This is a genomic window from Paraglaciecola sp. L3A3, assembly GCF_009796765.1.
GTDB lineage: Bacteria > Pseudomonadota > Gammaproteobacteria > Enterobacterales > Alteromonadaceae > Paraglaciecola.
In genome coordinates this window covers 3,576,528-3,602,263 of record NZ_CP047023.1, presented here as the reverse complement: position 1 = coordinate 3,602,263, position 25,736 = coordinate 3,576,528, and the positions used below count along the sequence as shown (strand labels likewise).

Annotated in this window: 26 protein-coding genes; 7 read left to right on the top strand and 19 right to left on the bottom strand. The window is 38.5% G+C overall.

What is annotated here, in order from left to right:
• Window positions 1-93: 93 nt before the first annotated feature.
• Together GQR87_RS14965 and GQR87_RS14960 are read left to right on the top strand one after the other, a co-directional pair.
• On the top strand, window positions 94-519 hold the full coding sequence (locus tag GQR87_RS14965; RefSeq protein ID WP_158970681.1) for an Rrf2 family transcriptional regulator: 426 nt from the start codon (window positions 94-96) through the stop codon (window positions 517-519).
• Window positions 520-613: 94 nt separating this feature from the next.
• Window positions 614-2,371 carry a DUF4153 domain-containing protein gene (locus tag GQR87_RS14960; RefSeq protein ID WP_158970679.1) on the top strand — a complete coding sequence of 586 codons (1,758 nt, stop codon included), beginning with the start codon at window positions 614-616 and terminating at the stop codon, window positions 2,369-2,371.
• 318 nt (window positions 2,372-2,689) lie between these two features.
• Here the strand turns inward: GQR87_RS14960 and GQR87_RS14955 are convergent, their stop codons facing one another.
• The 18 genes from GQR87_RS14955 to GQR87_RS14870 form a co-directional block, all read right to left on the bottom strand.
• Window positions 2,690-3,340 (bottom strand): DUF1707 and DUF2154 domain-containing protein, encoded by a 651-nt coding sequence (locus GQR87_RS14955; protein ID WP_158970677.1) that lies wholly within the window; start codon window positions 3,338-3,340, stop codon window positions 2,690-2,692.
• 132 nt (window positions 3,341-3,472) lie between these two features.
• Window positions 3,473-4,810 carry an ATP-binding protein gene (locus tag GQR87_RS14950; protein WP_158973037.1) on the bottom strand — a complete coding sequence of 446 codons (1,338 nt, stop codon included), beginning with the start codon at window positions 4,808-4,810 and terminating at the stop codon, window positions 3,473-3,475.
• A gap of 4 nt (window positions 4,811-4,814) precedes the next feature.
• Window positions 4,815-5,489: a response regulator transcription factor gene (locus tag GQR87_RS14945; protein ID WP_158970675.1), complete on the bottom strand. Its 675-nt coding sequence runs from the start codon at window positions 5,487-5,489 to the stop codon at window positions 4,815-4,817.
• Window positions 5,490-5,491: 2 nt separating this feature from the next.
• Window positions 5,492-5,767, bottom strand: coding sequence for a PepSY domain-containing protein (locus tag GQR87_RS14940; RefSeq protein WP_158970673.1), 276 nt, complete (start codon window positions 5,765-5,767; stop codon window positions 5,492-5,494).
• 102 nt (window positions 5,768-5,869) lie between these two features.
• A complete protein-coding gene (locus GQR87_RS14935; RefSeq protein ID WP_158970671.1) occupies window positions 5,870-6,343 on the bottom strand; it encodes a glycine zipper 2TM domain-containing protein in 474 nt (157 codons plus the stop codon).
• A gap of 91 nt (window positions 6,344-6,434) precedes the next feature.
• Entirely contained in the window at window positions 6,435-9,251 is a 2,817-nt protein-coding gene (gene prsT, locus GQR87_RS14930) for an XrtA/PEP-CTERM system TPR-repeat protein PrsT (RefSeq protein ID WP_158970669.1), read from the bottom strand.
• A gap of 87 nt (window positions 9,252-9,338) precedes the next feature.
• A complete protein-coding gene (locus GQR87_RS14925; RefSeq protein ID WP_158970666.1) occupies window positions 9,339-10,301 on the bottom strand; it encodes a choice-of-anchor A family protein in 963 nt (320 codons plus the stop codon).
• 166 nt (window positions 10,302-10,467) lie between these two features.
• On the bottom strand, window positions 10,468-10,917 hold the full coding sequence (locus GQR87_RS14920) for a hypothetical protein (RefSeq protein ID WP_158970664.1): 450 nt from the start codon (window positions 10,915-10,917) through the stop codon (window positions 10,468-10,470).
• A 93-nt stretch (window positions 10,918-11,010) separates the two neighbouring features.
• Complete coding sequence (gene arfB / locus GQR87_RS14915; RefSeq protein WP_158973036.1) at window positions 11,011-11,391, bottom strand: alternative ribosome rescue aminoacyl-tRNA hydrolase ArfB; 381 nt, start codon at window positions 11,389-11,391, stop codon at window positions 11,011-11,013.
• Between the two features lie 29 nt (window positions 11,392-11,420).
• Window positions 11,421-12,020 carry a CPBP family intramembrane glutamic endopeptidase gene (locus GQR87_RS14910; protein ID WP_158970662.1) on the bottom strand — a complete coding sequence of 200 codons (600 nt, stop codon included), beginning with the start codon at window positions 12,018-12,020 and terminating at the stop codon, window positions 11,421-11,423.
• A gap of 69 nt (window positions 12,021-12,089) precedes the next feature.
• A complete protein-coding gene (locus GQR87_RS14905; protein WP_158970660.1) occupies window positions 12,090-12,389 on the bottom strand; it encodes a YciI family protein in 300 nt (99 codons plus the stop codon).
• 17 nt (window positions 12,390-12,406) lie between these two features.
• Window positions 12,407-13,582 (bottom strand): DUF6786 family protein, encoded by a 1,176-nt coding sequence (locus GQR87_RS14900; protein WP_158970658.1) that lies wholly within the window; start codon window positions 13,580-13,582, stop codon window positions 12,407-12,409.
• A gap of 8 nt (window positions 13,583-13,590) precedes the next feature.
• Window positions 13,591-14,415, bottom strand: coding sequence for a tryptophan synthase subunit alpha (gene trpA, locus GQR87_RS14895; protein ID WP_158970656.1), 825 nt, complete (start codon window positions 14,413-14,415; stop codon window positions 13,591-13,593).
• Window positions 14,415-15,596, bottom strand: a complete 1,182-nt coding sequence (gene trpB / locus GQR87_RS14890; RefSeq protein WP_158973035.1) for a tryptophan synthase subunit beta — start codon at window positions 15,594-15,596, stop codon at window positions 14,415-14,417. The genes trpA and trpB overlap by 1 nt, the downstream gene beginning before the upstream one ends.
• A gap of 94 nt (window positions 15,597-15,690) precedes the next feature.
• Window positions 15,691-17,076, bottom strand: coding sequence for a bifunctional indole-3-glycerol-phosphate synthase TrpC/phosphoribosylanthranilate isomerase TrpF (trpCF, locus tag GQR87_RS14885; RefSeq protein WP_158970654.1), 1,386 nt, complete (start codon window positions 17,074-17,076; stop codon window positions 15,691-15,693).
• A gap of 26 nt (window positions 17,077-17,102) precedes the next feature.
• The gene (gene trpD, locus GQR87_RS14880) at window positions 17,103-18,119 is read right to left on the bottom strand and encodes an anthranilate phosphoribosyltransferase (protein WP_158970652.1); all 1,017 of its coding nucleotides are present in this window, start codon (window positions 18,117-18,119) and stop codon (window positions 17,103-17,105) included.
• Window positions 18,120-18,130: 11 nt separating this feature from the next.
• On the bottom strand, window positions 18,131-18,778 hold the full coding sequence (locus GQR87_RS14875; RefSeq protein ID WP_158970650.1) for an aminodeoxychorismate/anthranilate synthase component II: 648 nt from the start codon (window positions 18,776-18,778) through the stop codon (window positions 18,131-18,133).
• The gene (locus GQR87_RS14870; protein WP_158970648.1) at window positions 18,778-20,379 is read right to left on the bottom strand and encodes an anthranilate synthase component 1; all 1,602 of its coding nucleotides are present in this window, start codon (window positions 20,377-20,379) and stop codon (window positions 18,778-18,780) included. Before GQR87_RS14870 ends, GQR87_RS14875 begins: the two co-directional genes overlap by 1 nt.
• A 342-nt stretch (window positions 20,380-20,721) precedes the next feature.
• On the opposite strand from GQR87_RS14870, the gene GQR87_RS14865 reads away from it, so the two are divergent.
• The 5 genes from GQR87_RS14865 to rluB are packed head-to-tail and all read left to right on the top strand — an operon-like array spanning window position 20,722 to window position 24,723.
• Entirely contained in the window at window positions 20,722-21,582 is an 861-nt protein-coding gene (locus GQR87_RS14865; RefSeq protein ID WP_158970646.1) for a PHP domain-containing protein, read from the top strand.
• 48 nt (window positions 21,583-21,630) lie between these two features.
• Window positions 21,631-22,251 (top strand): L-threonylcarbamoyladenylate synthase, encoded by a 621-nt coding sequence (locus tag GQR87_RS14860; RefSeq protein WP_158970644.1) that lies wholly within the window; start codon window positions 21,631-21,633, stop codon window positions 22,249-22,251.
• A gap of 15 nt (window positions 22,252-22,266) precedes the next feature.
• Window positions 22,267-23,151 (top strand): ScpA family protein, encoded by an 885-nt coding sequence (locus GQR87_RS14855; RefSeq protein WP_158970642.1) that lies wholly within the window; start codon window positions 22,267-22,269, stop codon window positions 23,149-23,151.
• A complete protein-coding gene (gene scpB / locus GQR87_RS14850) occupies window positions 23,144-23,854 on the top strand; it encodes an SMC-Scp complex subunit ScpB (protein WP_158970640.1) in 711 nt (236 codons plus the stop codon). Before GQR87_RS14855 ends, scpB begins: the two co-directional genes overlap by 8 nt.
• On the top strand, window positions 23,854-24,723 hold the full coding sequence (gene rluB / locus GQR87_RS14845) for a 23S rRNA pseudouridine(2605) synthase RluB (RefSeq protein WP_158970638.1): 870 nt from the start codon (window positions 23,854-23,856) through the stop codon (window positions 24,721-24,723). The genes scpB and rluB overlap by 1 nt, the downstream gene beginning before the upstream one ends.
• Before the next feature lie 179 nt (window positions 24,724-24,902).
• Here the strand turns inward: rluB and GQR87_RS14840 are convergent, their stop codons facing one another.
• On the bottom strand, window positions 24,903-25,412 hold the full coding sequence (locus tag GQR87_RS14840) for a prepilin-type N-terminal cleavage/methylation domain-containing protein (protein WP_158970636.1): 510 nt from the start codon (window positions 25,410-25,412) through the stop codon (window positions 24,903-24,905).
• Window positions 25,413-25,736: the final 324 nt, after the last annotated feature.

Here is a 25,736-nt window from a genome sequence, read left to right as displayed (position 1 = left end):
CATTTAATATGTATCTTTTATAAGGTGCATATTAAATGTATCATATGGCTGTGTCAATCATAGGCCAGCTAGATCATTTTTTAGGTAACTCAAATGCAACTCACTCGATATACAGACTATGGCTTACGTACCCTTATATATTTAGCTTTGTTGCCTGCTGGGCGTAAGGCAAGTATTGATGAAATTAGTCAAACTTACGGGATTTCTCGAAATAACCTGAACAAAATTGTCCATCAGCTGGGTAAGGCAAACATTATACAAACTCAAAGAGGAAAGGGCGGTGGCATATTTTTGGAGCAAGCCCCAGACAAAATCAATATTGGTGATATGGTGATGTTATTAGAAAATACCTTACAAGTGGTTGAGTGTGAGAAACCCGCTTGCTGTATTTCACCTGCATGTAAATTAAAAGGTATATTTGCTGACGCCACTCAAGCCTTTATCAGTAGTTTAGAAAGGTATTATTTATCTGACTTGTTATTAGAAGAACAAAAACCTTTATTACACATTTTGCTTTAACATACCTGAATATACAGTTGTTAACTTTGTGGATGATAGGCAAAATCTATAACGCCACAAACAAATCAATATTGAAAGTTATAAGGAATAATAGATGATAAAGGAACATGGCCAGTTGTCTGCAGCCCAAACTATATCTCTTTCACTAGACGACGCTCAAATACCTAGATTATATATCGCTATTATTGCCTTGTTACAGGGCCTTACCCTGACCTATTTATATAAAAGTGTGGAGTATGAGTTGTGGCCTGGTACTGATTTAACTTGGCTTGTTGCTTTGGTCACCTTTGTGATTAGTTTTCCTAGTTTGTTTTTATTAATTGCTAGTAAACATGACTATCAAAGCATCATTAAATATTTGTTGCCATTTTCATTATTTATTTCACTGTTGGGCGCATACACAGGGCAACAAAATACTGCATTTCCTGACATAAGCAGTAGCTTATTTGTTTTTACGTTCGCGACTTTAATTGCTTGTTTTAAAGCCATTATGTACATAAAACTATTGGTCAATAAAGAAGGCATAGATTATCAATCTTTGTTTGCTGCGTCGTGGCGAAATGCCATTATTTTTGCCCTTACTCTATTATTTATGGCTGTGTTTTTTGGCATTTTGCATTTGGGGGCTGCGTTATTTGACCTCTTGGGTATAAAGTTCTTTACCAGATTGTTGCGCGAAGAATGGTTTTGGGTTCCGGCACTGACATTAGCTTCGGCATTTGCTATCCATATCTTTCGTAAAATAGCCTACCTTGCCGACAATATATCTACCATTTTACAAACCTTAATGACCTTTTTATTGCCGTTACTTATTTTTGTTTCTTTAGGTTTTTTGCTGACTCTACCTTTTACTGGACTTGATAACTTGTGGCAGACCAAGTCAGGCAGCTTTTTACTGTTATGGCTGATTGCCCTTACTTTATTTTTTGTCAACGCCATTTATCTTAAAGGTAATAACAACAAGCCTTATCATTTTATTGTGCATCGTTTTATTTTGGTAGGGGTGGCGATATTACCGGTCTATTCCGCTATTTCTGTGTATGGAATACTAACTAGAGTTGGCCAATACGGTTTTACTCCCGATCGTTTATGGGCTTTGAGTATTTGGTTTCTCCTCAGCTGTTTTGTGCTTGGGTATTTTATTGGCATTGTTAGATTGCGCGACAACTGGTTGATTATCCAAAGTAAAGTCAACGTAATCATGGGCTTAGTAGTAATGGCTTTTGTGTTATTGGTGAACTCGCCGGTATTAAATTTTAAGGCTATATCCAGTCACAGCCAAATGGCCAGATATTATGATGGTGATATTTTATTGAAAGACTTAGAAATTTATTTCTTTAGTCGCAAATTAGGCAAACCTGGCTACCTTGCTATGCAGCAATTAAAAACTGAAATTGCACATTCCAACCCAGAAATAGCCGTGGTGATAGATAAAAAATATAGTTACATTGAAGAGCAAATGAAACGTAAAAAAGTCAAATATGACGATGCTCCAGAGCCAACAGTCGAGATCATTTATTGGCCAAATAAGGATAGTTTTGATGCAGAGCTAATGGCTTATCTTAGTGATAGCAAAAACCACAGTAACAGATGGACCAATATTGAATATCGGTTATCTATCGATTTGGATCAAGATGGTCAGCCAGAGATGCTTACCATAGGCGATCAAGGTGGCTACTTTCGGGGTAAAATTTGGTCTAATGATAAGGCCCGTTGGGATAGTCAGAGTATTCGAATTGATGTCCCTAAATATAAAGATTTAGCATACAGCTTGCAAAATCTAGAGGTGAAATTGTCCGCACCTAAATATAAAATTATTGACTTAGACGGTATTAAAATTGATGCTAATTGATTGGATAATTTAAGATAGTCGCTAGCTACAAAGATCGGCTGCCAGCAGCAGAAAAATATAAAGAGCAATAGCTGATCCTAGTAAATAGCTCAGCACAAAAGCCAAATAATTTGCCAAATATTTCCAGCCTTTGATGCTTGTTATTTAACTAATGGAAAGCGTGATTAAACTGACGTTTTGGCTTTTTAACTCTGTGGCAAATTTTAGGTTTTTAATCTTATCTATGAAACCTTCGGGAAAGTTCGTTAAAACTAGCGATTGAATCTGTTATGTTATTTTTCGGCGACTTACGCTGATCTATTCTGTCTCTGCCACCTTTTATGTTTTGTCATTAAACATAGTTTTCATTTGATTGGCAAAAGCGACAAATTTTTCTTTAATCGTGCGTTTTATTTTAATGTCTAGTCCGCCTAATATCACTATGCCTTCTATGGTTATGGTGGGCGCTTGCCTTGAAGCTATTGAAGGCGCTGTGTTGTCCATACCAGCCAGTATACAAAACGCTTTTGATACAACATTGACGTTTTCTGGGATATAAATGTTGTCACCACCTAACAGGCAAAAAATCTTCACCGTGACATTTGGAGTGGTAAATATGGCATCGGTAAAATCAATCTCTGAACCACCTAAAATACTAAAAATTCGGATTTCACTGGGCACTGTCCATTGACCGCTACGAGTCGTTCCTCCTAGTATATTGACTATAGTATCAGGTGAATTTGAGTGACTAGTAGCGTAATTGATATTGAATTGACGTTCTTTTTCTGCCGCATATTGATTATCTTTTGGCGTTTCTAAATCTTGGGCTAGCTCGACTATGTCTTGATGATTTGAACTAGCCATAGCTTGGTCTAGTCTACGCTCAAAGGCTTGGTCTGAAATTACCCCATGACTGTAGTTATAAATAAGTGTATCTATTACTTCTTCACGTACTTTTTCAATTGGACGATCTTCGAGAATAACAGCCATAACTTTTCCTATTGGGTAATTAATGTTTTAACTATTGATATTAGTAGGCAGTAACTATGCCATTATATATATGTAATAAATTCAATGGTTTATATTTTTATCAAAAATATATATTGTTAAAAACACTAATTTTTAGCTATTTTGCTTACCCTTAGGTATAAAACTAACAGTGACTTTTGCTCCGCCTAATTCACTCTCGCTAATTTCCAGTTTACCTTGATAAGCTGATACTAAATCTGACACTACGGCCATACCTATACCTTGTCCTTCTTTGTAACTATCAAGGCGAGTGCCTCTTTCTAATAAATCTAATTGTTTATCTTTTGGAATACCGGCGCCATCATCTTCTATAATAATGGCTATCTTGTTAGTTTCTTCAATCGTACTGACTAATACTTGATGTTTCGCAGCTTTACAGGCGTTATCCACTAAGTTGCCTAAAATTTCCATCAGATCAGTGCTGTCGGCTTGAAGTTGAATGCTGGTATTTATTTCTTTGAAATCTAAAGTTAGCTGTTTATCGGCATAGACTTTACTCATGGCGTTGAGTAGCTTTTTGATTAACGGAGATATTTCTACTGCTCTTTCAAATGCGCTTGAAGCGCCAGCTGCGGCTCTTTTAAGTTGTCTTTGTATCTGTTTGTCGATTTGTTGAATGGGCTCTTTAGCATCACTTGGTAAAGCTGCATTACCCGCTAATACTGCTAAGGGGGTTTTTAAACTGTGAGCCAGATCACTTAAGCTATTTTTGTAGCGGCTTCTTTGTTGCTCTTCAGATTCTAATAGATGGTTAATGCTCGTTTTTAATGTCTCAAGTTCCGGAGGATAGTTTTGGTCTATACGTTTTAACTGGCCTTTTTCAGCCCGCAGTATTTGTTGATTGAGTCGACTAATTGGCCGTAACGCGGCATTCAGACTAATTAATAATAATACCAACAGCAATAAGGCAATCAGGCCTAGCCAATTCCATAAGGTATTGGCAAACTTTTGCTTTTCTGAGTTGAAAATCGTTTTATCTTGTAACACATAAAAACTCACCGCACGGTAGCCATTGGTACTTTCAAATTCCGCGGTATAAGCATATAAAAAGAACGAATTATCAGCTGGTAACTCCTCAAGGAATAATTCATCGCCTATTTGGGGGAAGGGGATATCAGGCATTTTTTGCCAGTGTAAGGTAGAAAACGATTTCCACAGTATGTCTTGCCCTGATTGAATAAAAGCATATAAACCCGAATCAGGAATATTAAATTGATCGTTGTATAGCTGCTCGGGCATAGCAACTTTATTTTTTTCGAATTCAAACTCTGAGACTAAACTCAAACTTTGCACCCTAAGTTGCTGCAACATAGATTGGGTTAAACTGCTATTAAAGGCCTTTTCTAAAGTCAAAACAGTGAGCGGAATAAAAATCAGTAAGGTTAATAGTGTTGCGGCAAATATCCTTAATCTTAAGGATATATGTTGAATGAACTTAGAGTTCACGATTGATTCTATAACCTCGGCCGCGCAGGGTTTCTATTGGGTTTATGCTGCCTTGAGGGTCGATCTTTTTACGTAATCTACCGACAAACACTTCGATTACATTGCTGTCTAAGTCAAAGTCTTGATCATAAATATGTTCGGTTAGTTCGGTTTTTGAAATAATTTTTTGTGGATTTAATAATAAGTATTCGAGCACTTTATATTCATAGGCTGTGAGTTCTATGTATTGGCCATTGATACTCACTTCTTCACTTAGAGTATCTAGGCTGATAGGCCCTTTTTCGATGACGGGATGTGCTTTACCTGCCGCCCGACGAATGAGTGCTTTGACCCGGGCTAATAACTCTTCATTATGAAAAGGTTTGGTTAAATAGTCGTCAGCACCAGCATCTAGGCCCTCTACTTTTTCTTGCCATCTGTCTCTTGCCGTTAAAATTAATATTGGACAAGTGACATCATTCTTACGGGCTTTTTGGATAACTTCAAAACCATCTACCACAGGTAAACCTATATCGATTATGGCTAAATCGTATGGGTGTTCGGCCAATAAAAATAGGGCTTTAGCTCCGTCGTCAGCTAAATCGACGCTATAGCCGTTTTGCTGTAACAGTGTATCGAGTTGAGTCAGTAATCGACTGTCGTCTTCTACAATTAATACACGCATAATTAGTCCTTAGTTCCTTGTCTGCTGACTTTTCCTGATTTTTTGTCTACATCAACTGACACTACGCGGCCTGATTTTTGTAAAACTTTAACCCGATATTTACTTTTAATTTGATCCACTTTTAATACTCGACCTGTGACTTTTTGTTGAGCTTTGAGTGCCGCTTGAGTTTTGTTCAAAGTATCTGAATTAGGTTGATCAGCAGCTACACTAGTTGAGCTAACAACTATGTTTAATAAACAAATAACTATGAGTCTGCTTAAAGTAGATAATTTCAATGTTCTGCTCTAATTCAATTGTGGATTTACATTCAGTTTACCCCATTCAATAACTGACTTAAATGTACTTAAGATCAATGAATGAGGAAACTTTCATTTTTATTAGTGATAAATACGAATATGTTTGTTTGGTTTGTTTTTACTAAATGTTTGGTAGGTTCTACCTTTTTTTACATAGCTCACTTCATAACCTTTTAACACTCTTTGTTTACTGGTTGTTTGTCTGTGTACTTTGGTATCACAATAACTTTGCGCCGTTTGCTTTGAATGATGATCGATTTTATGTCCAATCGCTCCACCAATTATCGCGCCGGCAATAGTATTGATCACCTTGTGACGTTTATTGCTAGTTGCATGGGCTATACTGCCTCCAATCACTGAACCTATGACTGTGGCATTGTGTTGCTTTGAATAACTGATAGTAGGACACGACTCAATGTTCCGAGTAACAGCGACATATTCGTACACTGGCGAAACATTGACTACACGAGCTTTATGGTAGCTTTTATGGTTATTTGCTTGGGCTAAAGGTGAAGCTAACAATAAGATGATGGTACTGGCTATTAGTCGTTTCATAAGATCACTCCTGTATTAAGTGATGCCTATGCTAATAGCCTCAGGCTGAACTTTAACTGAATTAAACCTTTACCATACAAATTAAAAAAAACTATAGCTTTTTATATAAAGCGCGGGCTTGTTCGTTTTCAGCAATATTTATGTTTGTGGCAAACAGTGTCTCTAATTCTAATTTTGCTTCTTGCTTCAGGCCTAATTTATCCAAACTTACGGCAATATAATAATGAATGGCTGGATTTTTTTGGCCAATTGCGACGGCTTTTCTTAGTAACTCTAAACCTTTATTTGCCTGTTTTTGTTGGGTTAATAGCCAACCATAAGTGGTTAAAACTTGTGCGTTATTTGCGTCCAGTTCAAAGGCTTCTTTGGCATACACAAAACTGGTTTGTTTGTCACTTGGCATATATACATTGGCTAACCTAGTTAACATAGCTGGACGGTTAGGTAACTCTTGGTGTTTTAGTAATATTTCATAGTGGTAAGCTGCCTGCTGCATATCACCTTTATAATAATAATATTGCGCTAACAAGTTTCTAGGAAAGTAACGTTGCGGGTAGGTTTCTACAATTTCATCTATTTTGTTTTTGAATAAAGTATCAGCTAAGCCGCTTGTCGTCAGGGCATACATTTTCGCCAGAGCCAACTCATATTGATCGCTAATATTTAAGGTTTGTAAATAAAGCTCATTGGCTTTATTCATATTGCCCATTTGTTCCGCTAATCTGGCTTGTAAAAACGTCACATCTGCTGATCCTGGAAACTTTTTGCTGATAAGGGCAACTTGTTGAATCGCTGTGTCGGTTTGTTTGTGATTTAACAATAATTCAGTGAATTGGATAGCTAAGGGTAAACTATTTGGTTGAATTTGTTGGGCTGCACTGAGTGAATTGATAGCGGCGGGTAAATCATCAGCCATCAGTTGTAATTTACTTAAGGCGATTAATAAAGCTGCATTTCCTTCGGCTATTCTAGCTAAGGCTTGGATTTCATTCTGACTATTCACCTCGTCTTTTAGGGTCAAATAAATTTGTGCTTTTTGGATCACATATTTAGGATGGTTTCTTTGAATTTTACTTAACTTACTGAGTTGGGTTAGGGCATTTTGTAAATCACCTTGGCTAAGGTGAATAGAGGTGACACCTTCTAAAGCTTCTATATTCTCTCTGTCTACTATCAACACTTTTTTGAAATTAGCCATGGCTAGATCTAATTCATTTTGGGTGACTTGAATTTTTGCTAATAACAATAGGGCAGGGGCATACCTAGGATTTAGGTTTAAAATCTTTGCTAAAATGGATCTGCTTTGTGCATAGTCTGACTGTAAAAAGTAAGTACTGGCTAAATTTATTTGTGCCGAGACTAAGTTTGGTTTAATCGCCAAAGCTTGTTTTATATAGCTTTGTGCTTGTTTTAATTGGTTTAACTTAAGTAAAACCGCACCTTTTATATTTAATTTAAGTGGGTCATCAGGCTGTAGCGCTAATAATTTACTGATGCTTTCATCGGCTTTTATAAATTGTTGAGTTTGTAAACTTAATACACAATGTACAAATAATACCGCTTGGTTATCAGGAAATTGAATAGTGAGTTCTTCAATTTTGTCTAGGCCTTCTTGTATTTTACCTCTAGAAATCATTAACTTAGATTCTAATAATTGTATTTGTAAATTATCAGGATATTGAGGTTTAAGAGTTTGCAATAGAGACAATGCTTTGAAGTTTTTACCACTATTTATATATAAATCACCTAACATGGCCATGACATCGGGTAATGCTTGGAGCTCTTGTTCTTTACTTTCTAAGGTTTCTACTGCGTCTTTTTCTTTGCCTAAGGCAATGTAGCTTTTGGCTAGTAAGATAGAAGGGGATAAGTCATCGTCATCTAATTTTCTTAAATTCGTAAAATCACGCACTGCATTTTCAAAGTTCTGCTCTCTGAAGGCCACTAAGGCTCTTAAAAACAATAAGGATTGCTCTTGATTGACATATTCGTCTGGCAAGTTATTAATTTTAGCGGCCATTTCTTTAAATTTTTCTTCAGCTTCAGCTTCAAGTTCAGTATTTTGCTGTAACCAACTATTTACCAATATTGCGAATGGATCATCTGGTGAAGCTATCAATATGTTTTGTACGGTTCTTTTCGCATCATCACTTTGATTGGAAGCTAAATAAACATCGGCTAAATGACGTAAAATTAAAGGGTCGTCAGGCGCTAGATCAAATGCTGTCTGTAGATATGATAAAGCAAGTTCTAGCTTATTTTGGCTTCTGGCTGTTAATCCTTTTAGTTGCCAGGTGGTGGCATTTTCGGGACTAATTTCTAAGGCTTGGGCTAAAAAGCTTTCTGCTTTGGCATAGTTTTTCAGAATTAATTCTATTTGTGCTAAACCATTTAGTTGTTCAGTTTGATTAGCTGCTAATGATCCTATTGAGGTAAAACTTTGCTTAGCACATTCATAGTTTTTAGCCTGCAAACAGGCTGATGCTCTAAGCCTTTGCCAATCAATTTTTTGTTGAGTGGAAAAATTACTAAATTGACCAAAATCAATTATCTCTTCATATTCTTTACTTTTTAATAAGGTTATCGCCCAATAACTTGCAAATGAACTAATATCTGCCCCCTGCATGATTGCTTCATCAAATTCTACTTTAGCCATAGCAAAATGGCCTAGTTGAGCGAGTAATTTACCCATTAATATTTTTGATGGCAGATTTTCTGGATCGGCCAGTAAGGCGTTTTTTAAGTGGATCATCGACTCGTCAAACTGCTCCTGATTAAAGGCTGACAAGGCTTTTTCGTAATGGATTTGGCTATTGGCAAATGCAGAAGATGAAAAGTATAGACTCAATGTAAAACATGCTACTGCAAGGATGCTTTTTACAGAAAGGCTAAAACATAAGACGCGCATTTATTTCCCTTAAATTAAAATAAAAAAAGACGGATAAATCCGTCTTTTAAATCATAACAGTATTGTCAGATTAACTGCAATATAAGCTTATTTTTTGAATTTACGATAACCCATAAAAATTAAACCTAAGGTTATAATTAATGCCCCTGTTGGAGCTGGCACTTCACTTGTGGGTGGGGTTGTTGTCGGCGGTGTATAGGTAAATAATTCGTTGTGTAGCTGCTTGTCGGAGGTCAATGACTTAGCTACTAAACCACCATCTAATGAACCGGTTGTTAGATTGATTGATGCAAGCGGCGCAAGAACAGAGCCGTTCCACCCGTCACCGGCAATATTAATTTCTCCTTTTGCATCATAAAAGTTCCATAAAACTAAAGGGGCAGCTTCTGTTTTAGTGAAATTACCGGAAGCTTTAGCATTAATATTAATAGTTCCTGAACCAGCTACATTAATTATTATGGGGGTTGTGGGGTTAACGTCGAAGGTTAAGCTTAGATTTTGGTCAGCTAGTATTGAAGCGTCAATATTAAAAACATTTAAGTCCAGTGAGTTATTATTTTCAAACTTACCAGCACTATTTAATGTGCCTGTTGAAGAAAGGGTCTCAAAATGAGCACTATCATTAACTGCTTGATCCCATATAGCATCAAATTCATTTTGAGCATCGGTCATATTAGTAATTGCCGAACTAGTGCCACCGTCATTATTGTAGGTAGTACCGGTTTTAGTTCCATATAAAATATTGTTGCCTTTTAAGGTCCTAACCGTACCACTGATATCTCCTAAAACAACAACAGCATCAACGCCTCCGCCCTCAATGCGTGCTCCGACTTCAGTAGTACCACCTTTTATATCTCCCCCAACTAATATTTTTTCGTATATATGGCTATTATAATCTAAATCCTCAGACAAGATTAAATTATACGATCCCACATGTGCATTAGTGTTTACCACATAATCAGCATCGCCTGGAGCTGGCACACTTGCTTGGGCTTGGCTCGATAATAGGCCTAAAGTAATAAGGGCGGCAGACAAAAATTTAATATTCACGTGTTATACCTTTTTAGATAGTGACGATATATATAGTTACCTAAGCAATAATTGAACCAAAATTATAAGTTGATGTTCCTTAGGGGGATTAACATGTTATTAACAAATTGTAAAAAGATACTTGTAAATTTATCTGACACATTAGTCTGTTATTAGAAACGGCGTATTATCCGGTGTGGCGGGGGTTGATACAATCCACATAAAGACTGTGTTTTTGTCTGTGTGTATAGATATGAATACTTAAAGGGGTCGTACCTATTTCATCCCACATTTTGCTGTGGGCTGCAGATGGACAAATTGCCGTGCGCAGATAAGATTTTTGTACTTCTTTGCTCATATCTAAAGGTGCAGGTATCTGTATATAGGCGTTGATTTTTCCACCACGACTGCGAGAGCCTTTATATCGCCAATCTCCCATAAAAAACGTTTGGTAAAATGCGGCGTTAACAATTTTTAAGGTATTAACCGTAATAAGGGGGGGAGGTTGGTCAGAACTCGATAGGTCTGTACCTGCCGTTTTACTTTGGATACAACTGCTTAAAGCCATACACATTATAAACATGGGCAGACTAGATTTAATTTTATTAATGGTACTTATTTTCAACTGATTGCTCATACAACACCTAAACATCTTGGCTAACCTCAGTTTAGTTATCGGCGATAGTATGAATAACTCAATGATTAATTGTGCAGGGGGCGCTAACCCTTGTTAATAATCTACTTTTTTACGTAACGCTTTTGTCCTGCCAGATTTTACTTTGCTATCCACTCGTTTGATTTGTGAACCTCTAGTTGGACGGGTGGCGCGTCGTGCTTTTTGTAATTTACCAGCTTCGATCAATATAGTCGTCAGCCTGTCTAGGGCATCCTGCTTATTCATTTCTTGAGTACGGTGACTTTGCGCTTTAATAATTAAAATCCCCTCTTGGGTGACACGTTTGTCTGAGCCTGATAATAACTTTTGTTTGACGTACTCTGGAATGGCCGCGATCCGAATATCAAATCTAAGATGTATTGCACTAGACACTTTATTGACATTTTGTCCGCCCGCACCTTGAGCACGCATGGCGTTTAATTCAATGGCAGGCATCAGGTTTTCGATATTGGGTTGATACAATTTTAAGCTCCTGGAAAGGCTAAAATTTTGCCTAGCCCTAAGGTAAATAACCAAACTCCATAGGCACTATGTTCTAAACTGACTAGCACTAAAGATTGGCTTTTTTTAAAGGTTAAGGTAAACAAAACTCCGCCTACAAAGGTCAAAATAAACACTAAATTATTCGCTAAAAATGTGTGAGCCAGACTAAATATGAAGGCATTTAAAAGCAAAAATAAATAACGGCTAGACAGCAAATGTTGGTATCGGCGGATAAAAAACAAACGATATAAAAACTCTTGGGGATAAACAGAAAACAAGGCGTAAAATAAACTGACAGCCAGCCATAACCAAGGGGTGGTAAGTACCACAGAAAATAAAGTTTCAGGGAAAATGTACCAAACTAAAGCCGTCGAAATAATGACAAAAGTAATAAAGCGTAAAGTCATGGCAGTTGTAAAGTTAAAAGGTTTTTTGCCGACTAATTCAGTTTTTACAAACCAATTTTGTCGACGAGAAATTGTTATACAGCAAACCAATGCCGCTAACACATAGCTTAACTTGATAACAAAATGGACAGGTGTGGCCAATAAAATAGGGGTAATAACAAAAAGAGCAAACATCTCAATCCATAGATAAGAATTGGATGGGTTGCTCTTTTTTGTGTCAGCCAGTATTGTCGACATATGTGACTAAGGGAACACTTTTTTGTAAGGTTTAACCGTTACGGTTTTATATACGCCAGCTGCCATGTAAGGGTCGGCAGCGGCCCATTCTTTAGCTTGCTCTAAACTATCAAAGTCTAAAATAACCACAGAGCCAGTAAAACCAGCTTCACCGGGATCATCACTATCAATAGCAGGACAAGGTCCAGCAACTAAAAGGCGACCTTGGTCAGTCAATTCTTGTAACCTAGCTAAGTGAGCTGGTCGAGCTTCTTTGCGCATTGGTAAACTGTTTTCCACGTCTTCGCTATAAATCACATACCACATGGTAGATTTCCTATTGTTTATTGAGATTGAAAAATATTGTCAGTTTCGCTGACCTTGATGCCAACTAACTGTTTGGCTATTAGATCAAGTAGATGAACTTGACCAACAAAATGGAACACTTGTTGAGTATGACTAACTGATTCATTGGTTTTGAGTGCTCGCATTGGAGCCGAGCTTTCTAATTCAAAAAAAGCCGAGTTGGCTAATAGACTGCCATCCATATTGCCATGGTTGTAGGCATTGGTTACATCGCCTTTTATGCCATTAGTATTTTCTTGTTCTAAGGATATAGGGTAGGCAGCTTGCTTATTCAGAGTAAACTTAATCACAGTTAAACGCTTTAGTGAAGGAGAGTACGACAAAATTAAGTTGCCACTAATAGCCACAGGAATGCCTATTTTACTACGGTATTTACCGTCGGTTTTGTAAAAGATTAAATGCTCTTTACTAATTAATCTATCGCCATATAAGTCATATAAATAACTCTGTGCAGGGGCTTGTTCAGGGGTAATGGTAAACATAGAAATATTATCATCAGAGCCTTGTAACATGGCCATAGACCAAAGTGTGATCAACCCTTTATCCACATGCCAATTATCACCTAGATTAGTCAGCTCTGTATCCGAGCTGTAGGCCACTTGGTTGACTGCTTTGGGTAGTTGTATATTTAAATGTTGTTCAATTTCTGGCTTATTTAACAGGGTGATTTTTCTATCTAACTGGACTGAAAATTGACTGTTTTGATGATTAATTAACTGTAAATTTTTTTGAAAATGAACTGTTTTATTATTGGCTAAAACAACTGAGTAGTTTTTCTCATTAAGGGCTGTAGGCACTTGCCAGTTTTCTGATTTTATCTCTTTACCTGCAGGATAAAATAATGAAAATTTTGAGCCTATGGGTGCAATCCAAGTCCTGTCTTCGCCGCCCACATTGCCTGTTTTGTTTTGTAGCGCTTTTTTATCTAACCAAGCATTACTTAGCCCTTTAACACCAGTGGCGGTACTGGTTAATACTCTGCCTTGGTGTTGCGCCGACAATACAAGTTGGCTTTGCTGATCTTTTGATTTAAGTATGATGGGTGAATCAAACTGCTGAATATAATCTAAGTCTTCGGCAAAGTTATTGTTTGCCAACACCTTAGCTGATAAACAGCTAAGGCCTGTGAGCAAAAGTACTAAGTAAAGTTTCATTGTCAGGCCTATTTGGTAGCTTGTTTCATTTCGCTAACAAATGTTCTTAGTTTATCGAACATGACTTCAGGCTGTGCAAGGTTTTCTGCCACTATGTTAACTGTTGCTGAGCCTGATATTGCACCAGCCGCGCCAGATTTTATCGCATCTGAAACTTGTTGTGGAGTGGAAATACCAAACCCTAACAGAGGCGGTGCTACTTTGTATTGCACTAATTTTTCAATTAATTCACTGGCAGGAATGGTCACAGCAGTTTCAGCACCTGTTACGCCAGCCCGGCCTAAGAGGTATGTATAACCCTGGGATTTTTTACCGATCTCAGACAAGGTTTCATCGCTAGCATTAGGTGGTGCTATCAATATTTGTTTAACTCCGGTTTGTTCCGCCATGGCAATAAAACGATCTGCTTCACGTAATGGTACGTCAGCAATCAATATTGAATCGACCCCTGCATCAGCTGCATCGGTGTAGAATTTCTCAATACCACGCTTAATCACTAAGTTGCTATACAACAATAAACCAATAGGAATATCGGCGTTAATTTCACGTACTCTTTTAATTACCGAAAAACATTCTGTGGTTTTAATTTTGTGACTTAAAGCACGTATTGCTGCTTGTTGAATAGTAGGCCCATCAGCAATAGGATCTGAATAAGGAAAGCCTAATTCTAATGCATCAGCACCGCCTTCGATTAAGGCCTTAATTATATTAACCGAAGTATCTACATCCGGATCACCAACCATCACAAAAGGAACAAAAGCCCCTTCGTTTTTACCATTAAGTTGGCTGAACATGTTTGCGTAACGATCAGTTTCTATCAGAGCGTTAGTCATTATTTTGCGTCTCCTAAAATACTATGGACGTGGGCTAAATCTTTATCACCGCGGCCTGATAAGTTCACCACAATAATAGTGCCGTCTTCTGCTTCATCAGCCATGTCTAAGGCGTGGGCTAGGGCATGAGATGATTCAAGGGCCGGGATAATACCTTCTTTACGAGACAGCAATTGGAAGGCATTTAATGCTTCTTCATCGGTTACCGATACATATTCAGCACGGCCAATATCTGATAAATAAGCATGTTGCGGACCCACAGCAGGGTAATCTAAACCTGCAGAAACAGAATAAGATTCTTCTATTTGGCCATCGTCATCTTGCATGATATAGCTATAAGCACCATGTAAAATACCGGTTGTGCCTTGGCCAATAGCAGCACCATGATCTTTGGTATGTACACCTTTACCTGCAGGTTCTACACCCACTAAGCGCACACTAGATTCTTCTATAAAGTCAGCGAACATACCAATTGCGTTTGACCCACCACCAACACAAGCAACAACTGCATCGGGCAAACGACCTTCTTTTTCTAATATTTGCGCTTTGGTTTCTTCACCTATCATGCGGTGGAATTCACGTACAATTGTTGGGAAAGGGTGGGGACCTGCGGCCGTACCTAATAAATAGTGGGCTTTGTCATAACTGCCAGACCAATCACGCATGGCTTCATTTACTGCATCTTTTAAGGTACCAGAGCCGGAATTAACTGGGATCACTTCAGCACCCATTAAGCGCATTCTAAATACGTTAGGAGCTTGACGTTCTACGTCTTTTGCGCCCATATAGATACGAGCTTTAAGACCCATCAATGCACAAGCAAGAGCGGTGGCGACACCATGTTGTCCAGCGCCGGTTTCCGCGATAACTTCGGTTTTACCCATGCGTTTAGTTAATAACGCTTGGCCTAACACTTGGTTAGTTTTATGTGCGCCGCCGTGAAGCAAGTCTTCACGTTTTAAATATAACTTAACTTTAGGGTTGCTGACTAAATTACGGGTTAACGTCATAGCTGTTGGACGGCCAGCATAGTCTTTTAATAAACCCATGAACTCGGCTTGGAATTCAGGATCTTGTTGTGCATCAATAAAAGCTTGTTCAAGTTGGTCGAGCGCAGGAATAAGTAATTCTGGTACATACATACCACCGTACTCACCAAATTTACTGTTTAATTTATTCATCATATTTAACCTATTCTTTTAAATGTATATTTTTTAGCTGCGAGGGTTATCACTTTCGCTTTTCGAGACTCGTACCTAGCTATTTAAACCTAGTTTAATACTCTCTAAGTTGGCTAAAAGCTTGATTCAGTTTTTCTTGGTTTTTGATCCCAGGTGATGTTTCTACACCTGAGTTTAGATCTAGCATAGCTAGACCTTGTTGCGCGGCGAGCTTTACATTTTCAGGAGTAACACCGCCAGCTAAAATAAGCTTAGATTTGTCTGTTATTGTATTTAACAGTTGCCAACTAAAGGTTTGGCCTGTACCACCAGATTGTTCACCTACTTGGCAGTCGAGTAAAAAATAATCCACTTGTTTTTCGTCTAGGGCGGGTAGGCTGTCTTTCACCCCTTTGGCTAACCAAATTTGACAGTTTTGATTGAGTTCAACCCCAAGCTGATCGATATATCTTTGATCTTCTTGTCCGTGCAGTTGTACTGCTGCTAAGCCTAATTCTTTCGAATAACGTACAACTTGTTCAATGGGCGCATTAACAAATACCCCTACATAGTTAAAGGGTACGGCATAAGTAATTTGTTTAGCTTGTTCGAAAGTGACAAAACGTTTGGATTTTTCAGCAAAAATTAACCCAGCGTAACTGGCTGGACTATCTTTGACTAATTTAGCACCACTTAAGCTGGTGGTACCACACACTTTGACTGTTCCATACAACAACTGCTTAGCGGCCTGAGTAATGTCATCTTCAGACATTAACGAACTACCGACTAAAAATCCGTCTACCAAAGGAGCCAATCGGCGTACATCTTGGTGAGTGTAAATACCCGATTCAGAAATAATCACATATTCGTGTTTAGCCTGTTGTTTGATGATAGGTACTAGTTGTTCTGTGGTAGCTAAGTCTGTACTTAAATCACGTAAATTACGATTATTAATACCAATAATTTTTGCTTCTAGGGCAATGGCTCTGTGGGCTTCTTCTTCGTTGCTCACTTCAGTCAATACGTCTAATTGATAATGTTGAGCTAAGGTGGCCAATTCTATGTACTGGGCATCATCTAATACCGATAACATTAACAAAATAGCATCTGCATTATGATAGCGAGCTAAATGTACTTGATACGCTTCGATAAAGAAGTCTTTATTGATCACAGGTTGAGTGACGTTTTTACGTACGTATTCTAAGTACTCAAATTTGCCTTGAAAATATTTTTCGTCTGTTAGCACCGATATACATGCTGCAAAAGGTAGATAAGCTTGAATGATTTCATCTAAGTTAAAGTCTTCGCGAATTAATCCTTTTGAAGGCGATGCTTTTTTACACTCTAAAATAAAACCAGCATTGGGCTGGGCCAAAGCTGCATAAAAACTTCTATCAGAAGGAGTCAGTTGCTCTACAAAACTTTGCAAAGGCAAGTCAATTTTACGCTGGGCAATTTCTTGACGTTTGTCTAAAACGATTTTTTCTAATACGTTAGCCATTTAACTTGTTGATCCCTTATTTTGAATTAATTGCTTTGTTGACTGATGTCAGCTGACATTGTCATAGTTGCCAAAGGTAATTTTTGTTGCATGGCGTCAATTGCCATGGCTGCACCTTGCTGATAAGTATCAGTTTTACCACACAGTTTTAATAGTGCCCCTGAATTCATTGCCACTGCAGCTTGGTGGGCCGCTTGACCTTTACCTTGCAATACATCTTCGATTAAGTCTTTGTTTTCTTCAGGCTCACCACCTTTAATGGCTGCTAAAGGATAAGATTCAAGGCCAAAGTCTGCTGGTGACAAAGTAAATTCAGTCAGTTTTTGACCTTGGATCTCAACAACTTGAGTGTCACCATGTAAAGCAAACTCATCTAAACCACTACCATGTATTACTAAGGCTTTTTGATAACCTAATAGTTGTAATGTTTTAGCAAAAGGCATTAATAATTCAGGGGCATACACACCAATAATGATATGGCTAGGACGAGCTGGGTTTACCAAAGGACCGAGTAAATTAAATAAAGTTCGAGTTTTTAAGGTGGTACGCACTGGCATCGCATGGCGAATACCTGAGTGATAATTAGGCGCAAACAAAAAACATAAATTTGACTGGTCTAGACATTCGCGAGCACGTTCCGGAGACATGGTTAATTCTAAGCCAAATGCTTTAAATAAATCAGCTGAACCAGATTTACTAGAGACGCTACGATTACCATGTTTGGCGACTTTTAAGCCGCAGCTTGCAGCCACTATTGCTGAAGCCGAAGAAATATTAATCGTATTGTGCCCATCACCACCTGTGCCGACAATATCGGCAAATTCATAGTCAGGTCGAGGGAAAGGTTCTGCGTTATTAATTAAAGCGGTGGCGGCGCCTGCTATTTCAGCTGGGCATTCGCCTTTTATTTTTAGCGCTGTTAACAATGACGATAAAACGATGTCGTCAACTTGTCCTGTGACCACCTGGGAAAACACTTCAGTTACTTCGGCTTGTTGTAAATCTTTGCCCTGGTATAACTGTTCTAGAATGTTATGGATCATAATAGTGTGCCTTATCCTTGGTGATTTTGAGTTAAATATTGAATGCTCTGCATTAACAACTGACTACCTTGAGAAGTTAAAATTGACTCAGGGTGAAATTGAAATCCAAGCATTTTATCTTTTAGATGTGCCACCGACATAGGAATATCATTATAACTGGCTAGTATCTCTAATTCTTGGGGAATATTCGCCGCCATAAGTGAATGATAACGAGCTACTGGTAAAGGTTGTGGCATATTGTTAAACATTTTGTCGGCGCAGTGCTTAATTAATGAAGATTTACCATGCATCACTTCGTTAGAACGGATAATGTCGCCGCCATAAGATTCAACAATAGCTTGATGACCTAAACAAATTCCTAGTACCGGAAACAGCCCTTTGACTAAAGCCAGTAATGTTAACATACTGCCTGCTTGCGCTGGTGTACCTGGACCGGGAGACAACATCAACATCACTTGTTTGTCTTTTTCTTGCGCTTTTTGCTGCATTTTTTCTAAGATCAATTCAGCAGAAACAGAGTTACGATAAATGATTAACTCTAGACCTAGACTACGTAATTCATCGACTAGGTTGTAGGTAAATGAGTCAAAATTATCTAATAAAAACACACAGGTATTATGGTTCGCTGCTTGGATTGAATCTTTGTGTTGAGAAGTCATTACACGGCTCCTTTATCTGTTTGTGAGCTGCTAATAACCGCACTGATAACGGCTTGAGCCTTGCCTCTTGTTTCATCTGCCTCTGACTGAGGAACAGAATCAAACACCACGCCAGCACCCGCTTGAATATAGGCAATGTTATTTTTTACAAAGGCTGAACGGATGACTATGCAGGTGTCCATGTCGCCGTTATTATTAATATAACCGACCGCTCCACCATAACTACCACGTCTTTGTTTTTCTACATTACGAATAAGAGTCGCTGCACTGACTTTAGGTGCGCCCACTAAGGTGCCCATATTCATACAAGCTTGGTAGGCGTTGAGTGCATCTAAATCGTCACGTAATTGGCCTACAACCCGCGAAACTAAATGCATTACGTGTGAATAGCGGTCGACTTTTAATAAGTCAGTGACATAACGACTACCCGGTTTAGATACTTTTGCCACATCATTACGAGCTAAGTCCACTAGCATGATGTGCTCTGAGCGTTCTTTTAAATCTTCTTGTAGATTTAATTCTAAGCGAGAGTCTAAATCGAGATCGATACTGCCATCTGCCCGCTTGCCTCGAGGTCGAGTTCCGGCTATTGGGTATATCTCTACTTGATTACTTTGTTTGGTGTATTTTAATGCTGACTCTGGCGAGGCACCAAACATATAAAAATTATCATCCTGTAAAAAAAACATGTAAGGGCTGGGGTTTTGTTTTTTAAGTTCACGGTATGCATCATGTGGGTGAGGACAAGGCAAACTAAAGGTTCGAGAAGGTACCACTTGGAAAATATCACCGGCCAATATGTGTTCTTTTAGATCGATCACATCTTGTTTAAATGCCTCATCAGATTTGTTGACCTGTAAACTACTGGCATCAATGGGTTTTTTTTCGTGTTTAACTAAAGGTTTAATGGTGCTGAGTTTATGTTTAACTTGTTCTAGACGTTGGCTGACTTCAAAATAATTGTCTCGTACATCTTTACCACTAAAGACACTGCCAATGATCTCGGTTTTTTGAGTTTGATGGTCAATGACTACTAATGTTTCAGCTAGGTAAAATACAAAGTCGGGACAGGTGTTTTCGCTGTCTGGCACATCTGGTAGTTTTTCAAAACTGGCTAATAAATCATAAGCTAAGGCACCACCTAAAAATACTGCGTTAGGATGTTGGCGTATAGTGGTGATTTTTTGTGTGACTAAACGCAAGGCATCAAATACCGCAGGAGCTTTTAATCTGCTGTCTTCGTCTAATGCAGGATCGGGTTCGGGGAAAGATAAAGTGATAAGGCCTTGTGCCTGATCAAACTTGTACTCAACACCATCAGGGCAATGCTCTACAAATAAAGGTAACACCGCACGGCCATTGTTAGACAAAGCTCGGCAAGTGACCTGATGACCGATACATTCTAATTTGACTGCGGCATCCACTAATAACAAACTTTTTAAATTGTCTTTACTCTCAATTTCTGCGGATTCAAGTAACAAGTTATTGCTACTTTGTTGGCAAAGATATTGATAAGCGTGCAAAGGATCGGCTACGTAATCAGCTGATACAATTAGGGTTTCAACTTTACCTACTTGTTCTGTTAATTGGGCTAAACTCATTTTTTTTCTCATTAACTATTTTTGGGTTGAGTACTTTGCGGACCTAATTTATTTTTGGCTACACGTAAAAAAGCCCGCATTATACGGGCTTTTTAGAAAATTTATTTGTAAAAATACAAACACTCACAGCCCGTTAGTTCAGGTTGTGCCACCACCAAGTAATGTGTGTTTGAGTATTTTTCATCTTATTGCTCTTTAATTTTGACTTTATTTATGAAATAAGGCTGCGACAGCGTATAATGCGCTTACTCGCAATCTTTATTGTGTGTATAGAAGAAAACAAAAATGCTTCTATGTCAATACACAAATTGTTTTTTACTATAAATAAAAGTTACGCCATACATGAAAATAGACTTACATAGCCATACATATTACTCAGACGGACAACTGTCTCCAAAGGAGTTAATTGACCGCGCGCACAATATGCAAGTGAATGTATTGGCTATTACAGATCATGATACTGTGCATGGCATTGATGAGGCACTGCAATATCAAAGTAGCCAAAAAAGGGATATGCAAATATTACCCGGTGTGGAGATTTCTACCTCTTGGCATAATTTTGATATTCATATTTTAGGTTTACATGTTGATCACCATGATCCGGTTTTTTTGCAGCGCCTAGAGCAGCAAAGCCAAGAGCGTGACAGACGAGCCCAACAAATTTCTGACAAATTAGCCAAGGTTGGCATTGAAAATGTGTTAGCCGATGCTAAAGAAATTGCCGGTGTCGGCCAGCTGACCCGAGCGCATTTTGCTCGCGTATTAGTACAAAGAAATGTGGTTAAAGATTTTGATACAGTGTTTAAAAAATATTTAGGTAAAGGCAAAAAGGCCCATGTAAAACCTAAGTGGATCTCTATTGAAGAAGCGGTGAACTGGATCCACGACGCTGGCGGAAAAGCTGTGTTAGCCCATCCAGGTCATTACGATATGACTACCAAATGGTTAAGACGTTTAGTAGGCGAATTTAGTCAAGCGGGTGGTGATGGTATGGAAGTGATCCATTCTCATTTAACCCCTGAACGCAAAAAATTGCTAGCCGACATGGCTAGTGAACATAATTTACAAGGCTCCAGTGGTTCAGATTTTCATTTTCCGAATCGTTGGACTGAATTAGGCAAAAACCTTTCGCTTCCCAAGCAGCTTGTGCCAATATGGCATGACTGGCAATTGGCAGGCGTAGACGTGGGTATTGCTGAATAACCATCCCCACTCAAAGTACTGCTGGGATAGTAGAATAGGAGTTAAATAATGAGTCAGTTTTTTTATATACATCCAGATAATCCGCAAGCTCGTTTGATCAAGCAAGCCTGCGAATTAATACACCAAGGCGAAGTGATCGTTTACCCAACGGATTCCGGTTATTCTATCGGCTGTCACATGAATGACAAAAAAGCCTTAGATCAATTATGTCGAATTCGTCATATCACGAAAGAGCATAATTTTACTCTCATGTGTAAAGATATGTCCGAGTTGTCTGAATACGCAAGGGTCGATAATACTGCTTTTCGTACCATTAAAAACAACACTCCTGGTCCTTATACTTTTATCTTAAAAGCCACCAAAGAAGTGCCTAAACGTCTACAAAACCCGAAACGTAGAACCATAGGTATTCGAGTGCCAGATAATAAAATTGCTTTAGCCTTGTTAGAAGAATTAGGCGAGCCGTTAATGTCCACTACCTTAATTTTACCTGATGCAATTATCGCTGAATCGGATCCTGATGAAATTCGCGATAAATTAGAAAAACAAGTGGGCTTGATTATTCATGGTGGATTTTTAGGTGAACAACCGACTACTGTAATTGATATGTCGGAAGGCGAAAACACTATTATCCGTGAAGGTAGTGGTGATATTAGTCCATTTGTATAGGTATTCTTGCTAACTATGTCTACTGACAATTCTTCATTTTCTGGCCCGAATGTTAACGAACCCGTGCAGCAACCTTTGCCGCTGGCGTTTGTTAATGGTGAGGCTTTAATTGAAAAACCAGAAGACTTATACATTCCTCCCGACGCCTTAGAGTTAATTCTCGAAGCATTTGAAGGTCCTCTCGATTTACTCTTGTACCTTATTCGGCGGCAAAAATTCGATATTGTCAATTTACCTGTATATCAAGTAACTCAACAATATATGCAATACGTTGAATTGATGAAAGATTTAAAATTAGAGTTGGCTGCCGAATACTTGTTAATGGCGGCAATTTTAGCTGAAGTTAAATCTCGCTTATTATTGCCTAAACGTCCCGACGCTGAAGAAGATGAGGACGATCCGAGGGCCGAATTAATTCGTCGCTTAAAAGAATATGAATTAATCAAACAGGCGGCTCATGAGTTAGACAATATTCCTAGGCAAGAGCGAGATACTTTTATTGCAACAGCCGAGCCTGCGTCCAGTGTAGAACCTATTAAAATATTACCTAATGTCAGCATGCAAGAATTAGTGTTAAGTTTTCAAGGGGTGATGAAAAGGGCTGATGCCTTTAGTCATCATCACATTGAAAAAGAAACCTTATCTACCCGTGAACGTATGAGTATGATTTTAGAAAAATTAAATTCTGAACACTTCACTGGTTTTGATGAGTTATTTCAAGCACATGAAGGCAAAGCTGGGGTGGTAGTAACCTTTTTGGCGATTTTAGAATTGGCTAAAGAACAATTAATTGAACTGGTGCAAGGTCAAGTTTTTGGCAATATGCATGTGCGATTAAATAGTTCTGAGTCAGTACTGCTAGCAGATGATACCCAGTTCGGAGTTCAAGCTAATGGCTAAAATTGTTCGGGGTCAATTAAAACAATTAGTAGAGGCCGCTATTTTTGTGGCTGACCAAGCTATTACCTTTGAGCAATTACAGCTAACGGTACTAGATGGCTTGCAAGTCAGTAAAAAAATGCTCAAAGAAGTATTGGATGAATTAACCTTAGACTACCAAGCAAGGGGTATTCAGCTGGTGGAAGTCGCTTCGGGTTATCGTTTTCAATCTATGGACAGTCTTAGTCCTTGGTTAAGCAAATTGTGGCAAGAACAAGCCCCTCGTTATTCACGGGCCATGTTAGAAACTTTGTCTTTAATTGCTTACAGGCAGCCTATTACTCGAGGTGAAATCGAGGATGTGCGCGGCGTGTCAGTGAGTAGCCATATAATAAAAACACTAAGCGAACGAGCTTGGATAAAAGTGATTGGTCATAAAGAAGTGCCAGGTAGGCCTTCTTTATATGCCACCACTAAAGAATTTCTCGATTACTTTTCGTTAAAAAGCTTGGCAGATTTGCCAAGCACAGAGGCCTTTTTACAAGCAGCTGAATCTGAACAAAATAATGATCAATTACATATACTTTCTGAAGACTCTGCAACGCAGACCTCTAAAGAACTTCAAACTAATCAAACTGTGGAAAATAACAGGACTTTGCCGACACTAACGTCGACTATGGTAGATGATCCTGAACTTCCAGATGAACCAGAGCAAATACATTAATGAGTGATAAATTACAAAAAGTCCTAGCCAATGCTGGCGTAGGCTCTCGTCGTGAAATGGAAAGATGGATCGAAGCCGGCCGTATTTCTGTTAACGGTAAAATTGCCACTTTAGGTGACAGAGTTGAACCTAGCGATAAAGTCAGAGTAGACGGCAATCCTATTAGTACCCCAGAAGAAGCGCCTATGTGTCGCGTTTTGATGTATAACAAACCTGAAGGTGAATTATGCAGCCGTAAAGATCCCGAAGGCCGTGCCACTGTATTTGATCGCCTACCAGTGATTAAAAATGGGCGCTGGATAGCCGTGGGTCGTCTTGATATTAATACCAGTGGGTTATTATTGTTTACCAATGATGGTGAGTTGGCCAATCGCTTAATGCATCCTAAACATGAAGTTGAACGTGAGTACTCTGTTCGTGTATTTGGTGAAGTGGAAGACAAGATGTTAAAACGCCTGACCGACGGCGTACAACTTGAAGATGGCTTAGCTAAATTTACAGAAATAGTGAAAAAACCAAGTGATGAAGAAAGCACTAACTCTTGGTATAACGTTAGTTTGTCTGAAGGACGTAACCGAGAAGTAAGGCGTTTATGGGAATCGCAAGGCGTACAAGTGAGCCGCTTAATACGTGTACGTTATGGCGCACTTGAGTTACAAAAACGTTTACCACAAGGTGGTTGGGTAGAATTAACTTTACCTGATTTAAATGCTTTACGTAACAGTGTAAAACTACCAGATGAAACCAATACCCTAATTAAGATAGATCCAGGTAAATTGGATCACGTTAAGTTGAGTCGTATGCGTAGGTCGGTGAAGAAGCATAGAGTACGTCAGGCGAATAATAAAGGCAGTAACAGCAGTAGATAGATCCTAGTAAATAGAAGCGAGTAAAAGTATTCGCTTCGCTTATTTGTTTCATCTATGCTGAGCCTAGGCTGTTTGCTAGGCCCTGCTTTAACTGCTTTTATCTTTGGTTCTTTCTATCTGTTTGTTACTGCTATTACTGTGTGGTGGAACGCTTTGCTTTAGAGTGGTTTTATAGTCAATTAGCAACCTGATGTAACAAATTGATAAGTGGGTTGACTATTTGCTGAGGCTGGGGGGGTGTATGTAAAATAACAATTTGGACCTCGAAGTGGAATATTGTTGTTAGTAATCCCATTGAATCCAACTATTCTAGCTGGTGAAATGAATAGTTGTCCGCCACCAAATGTATCACCATATGCCCAGTCTTCGCCTAATTCAATGGCATTGGCAAGACCTGTTGTTCGGTTTGCACTTGGGTAGCCATAAATTGTGGCAACATCGTCTACACCATCACCATCTATGTCAACATTACCAGTAGGATCGTTAACTACTCCTTGAATAATCGCCTTTACGTGGACTAAATTGGCCGCACCGCTTGCCGCCCCAGACATCCCTTGTAACGCAGCGATATTTGCATCTTTATTCAGGTCAATAAATTTAGGAGCAGCCACAACTGCCAAAATTCCGAGAATGACAATTACAATGATTAATTCAATTAAGGTAAAACCGTTAGTGTTTTGTATTTTCAATTTCTTTTAAACGTTAAAATATTATCTAAAATATATAATATTGATGAATGAGGGATTAGTCAAATTATCAATTAAAACAAAGATTTAATATTTTATTAAACAGGCACGGGTTTCTGGAAGTTTGAGTCCAAAATAAAAAATAAAAAAAAGTCAGTGTTAAATTTCAGTTGGCCAACCGGTGAGGTGAATTAAATTTGGGGTGGTTTTGTTGGGTTAATCTTCTAGTCGATGATTTTTGTTTGATCTATGGTGAGTCTTGACTGTTCGCTAGCCCCAGCTGGTAACTGCTTTATTCTGTTTCATTCTGATAAAGTCTTCCCCATG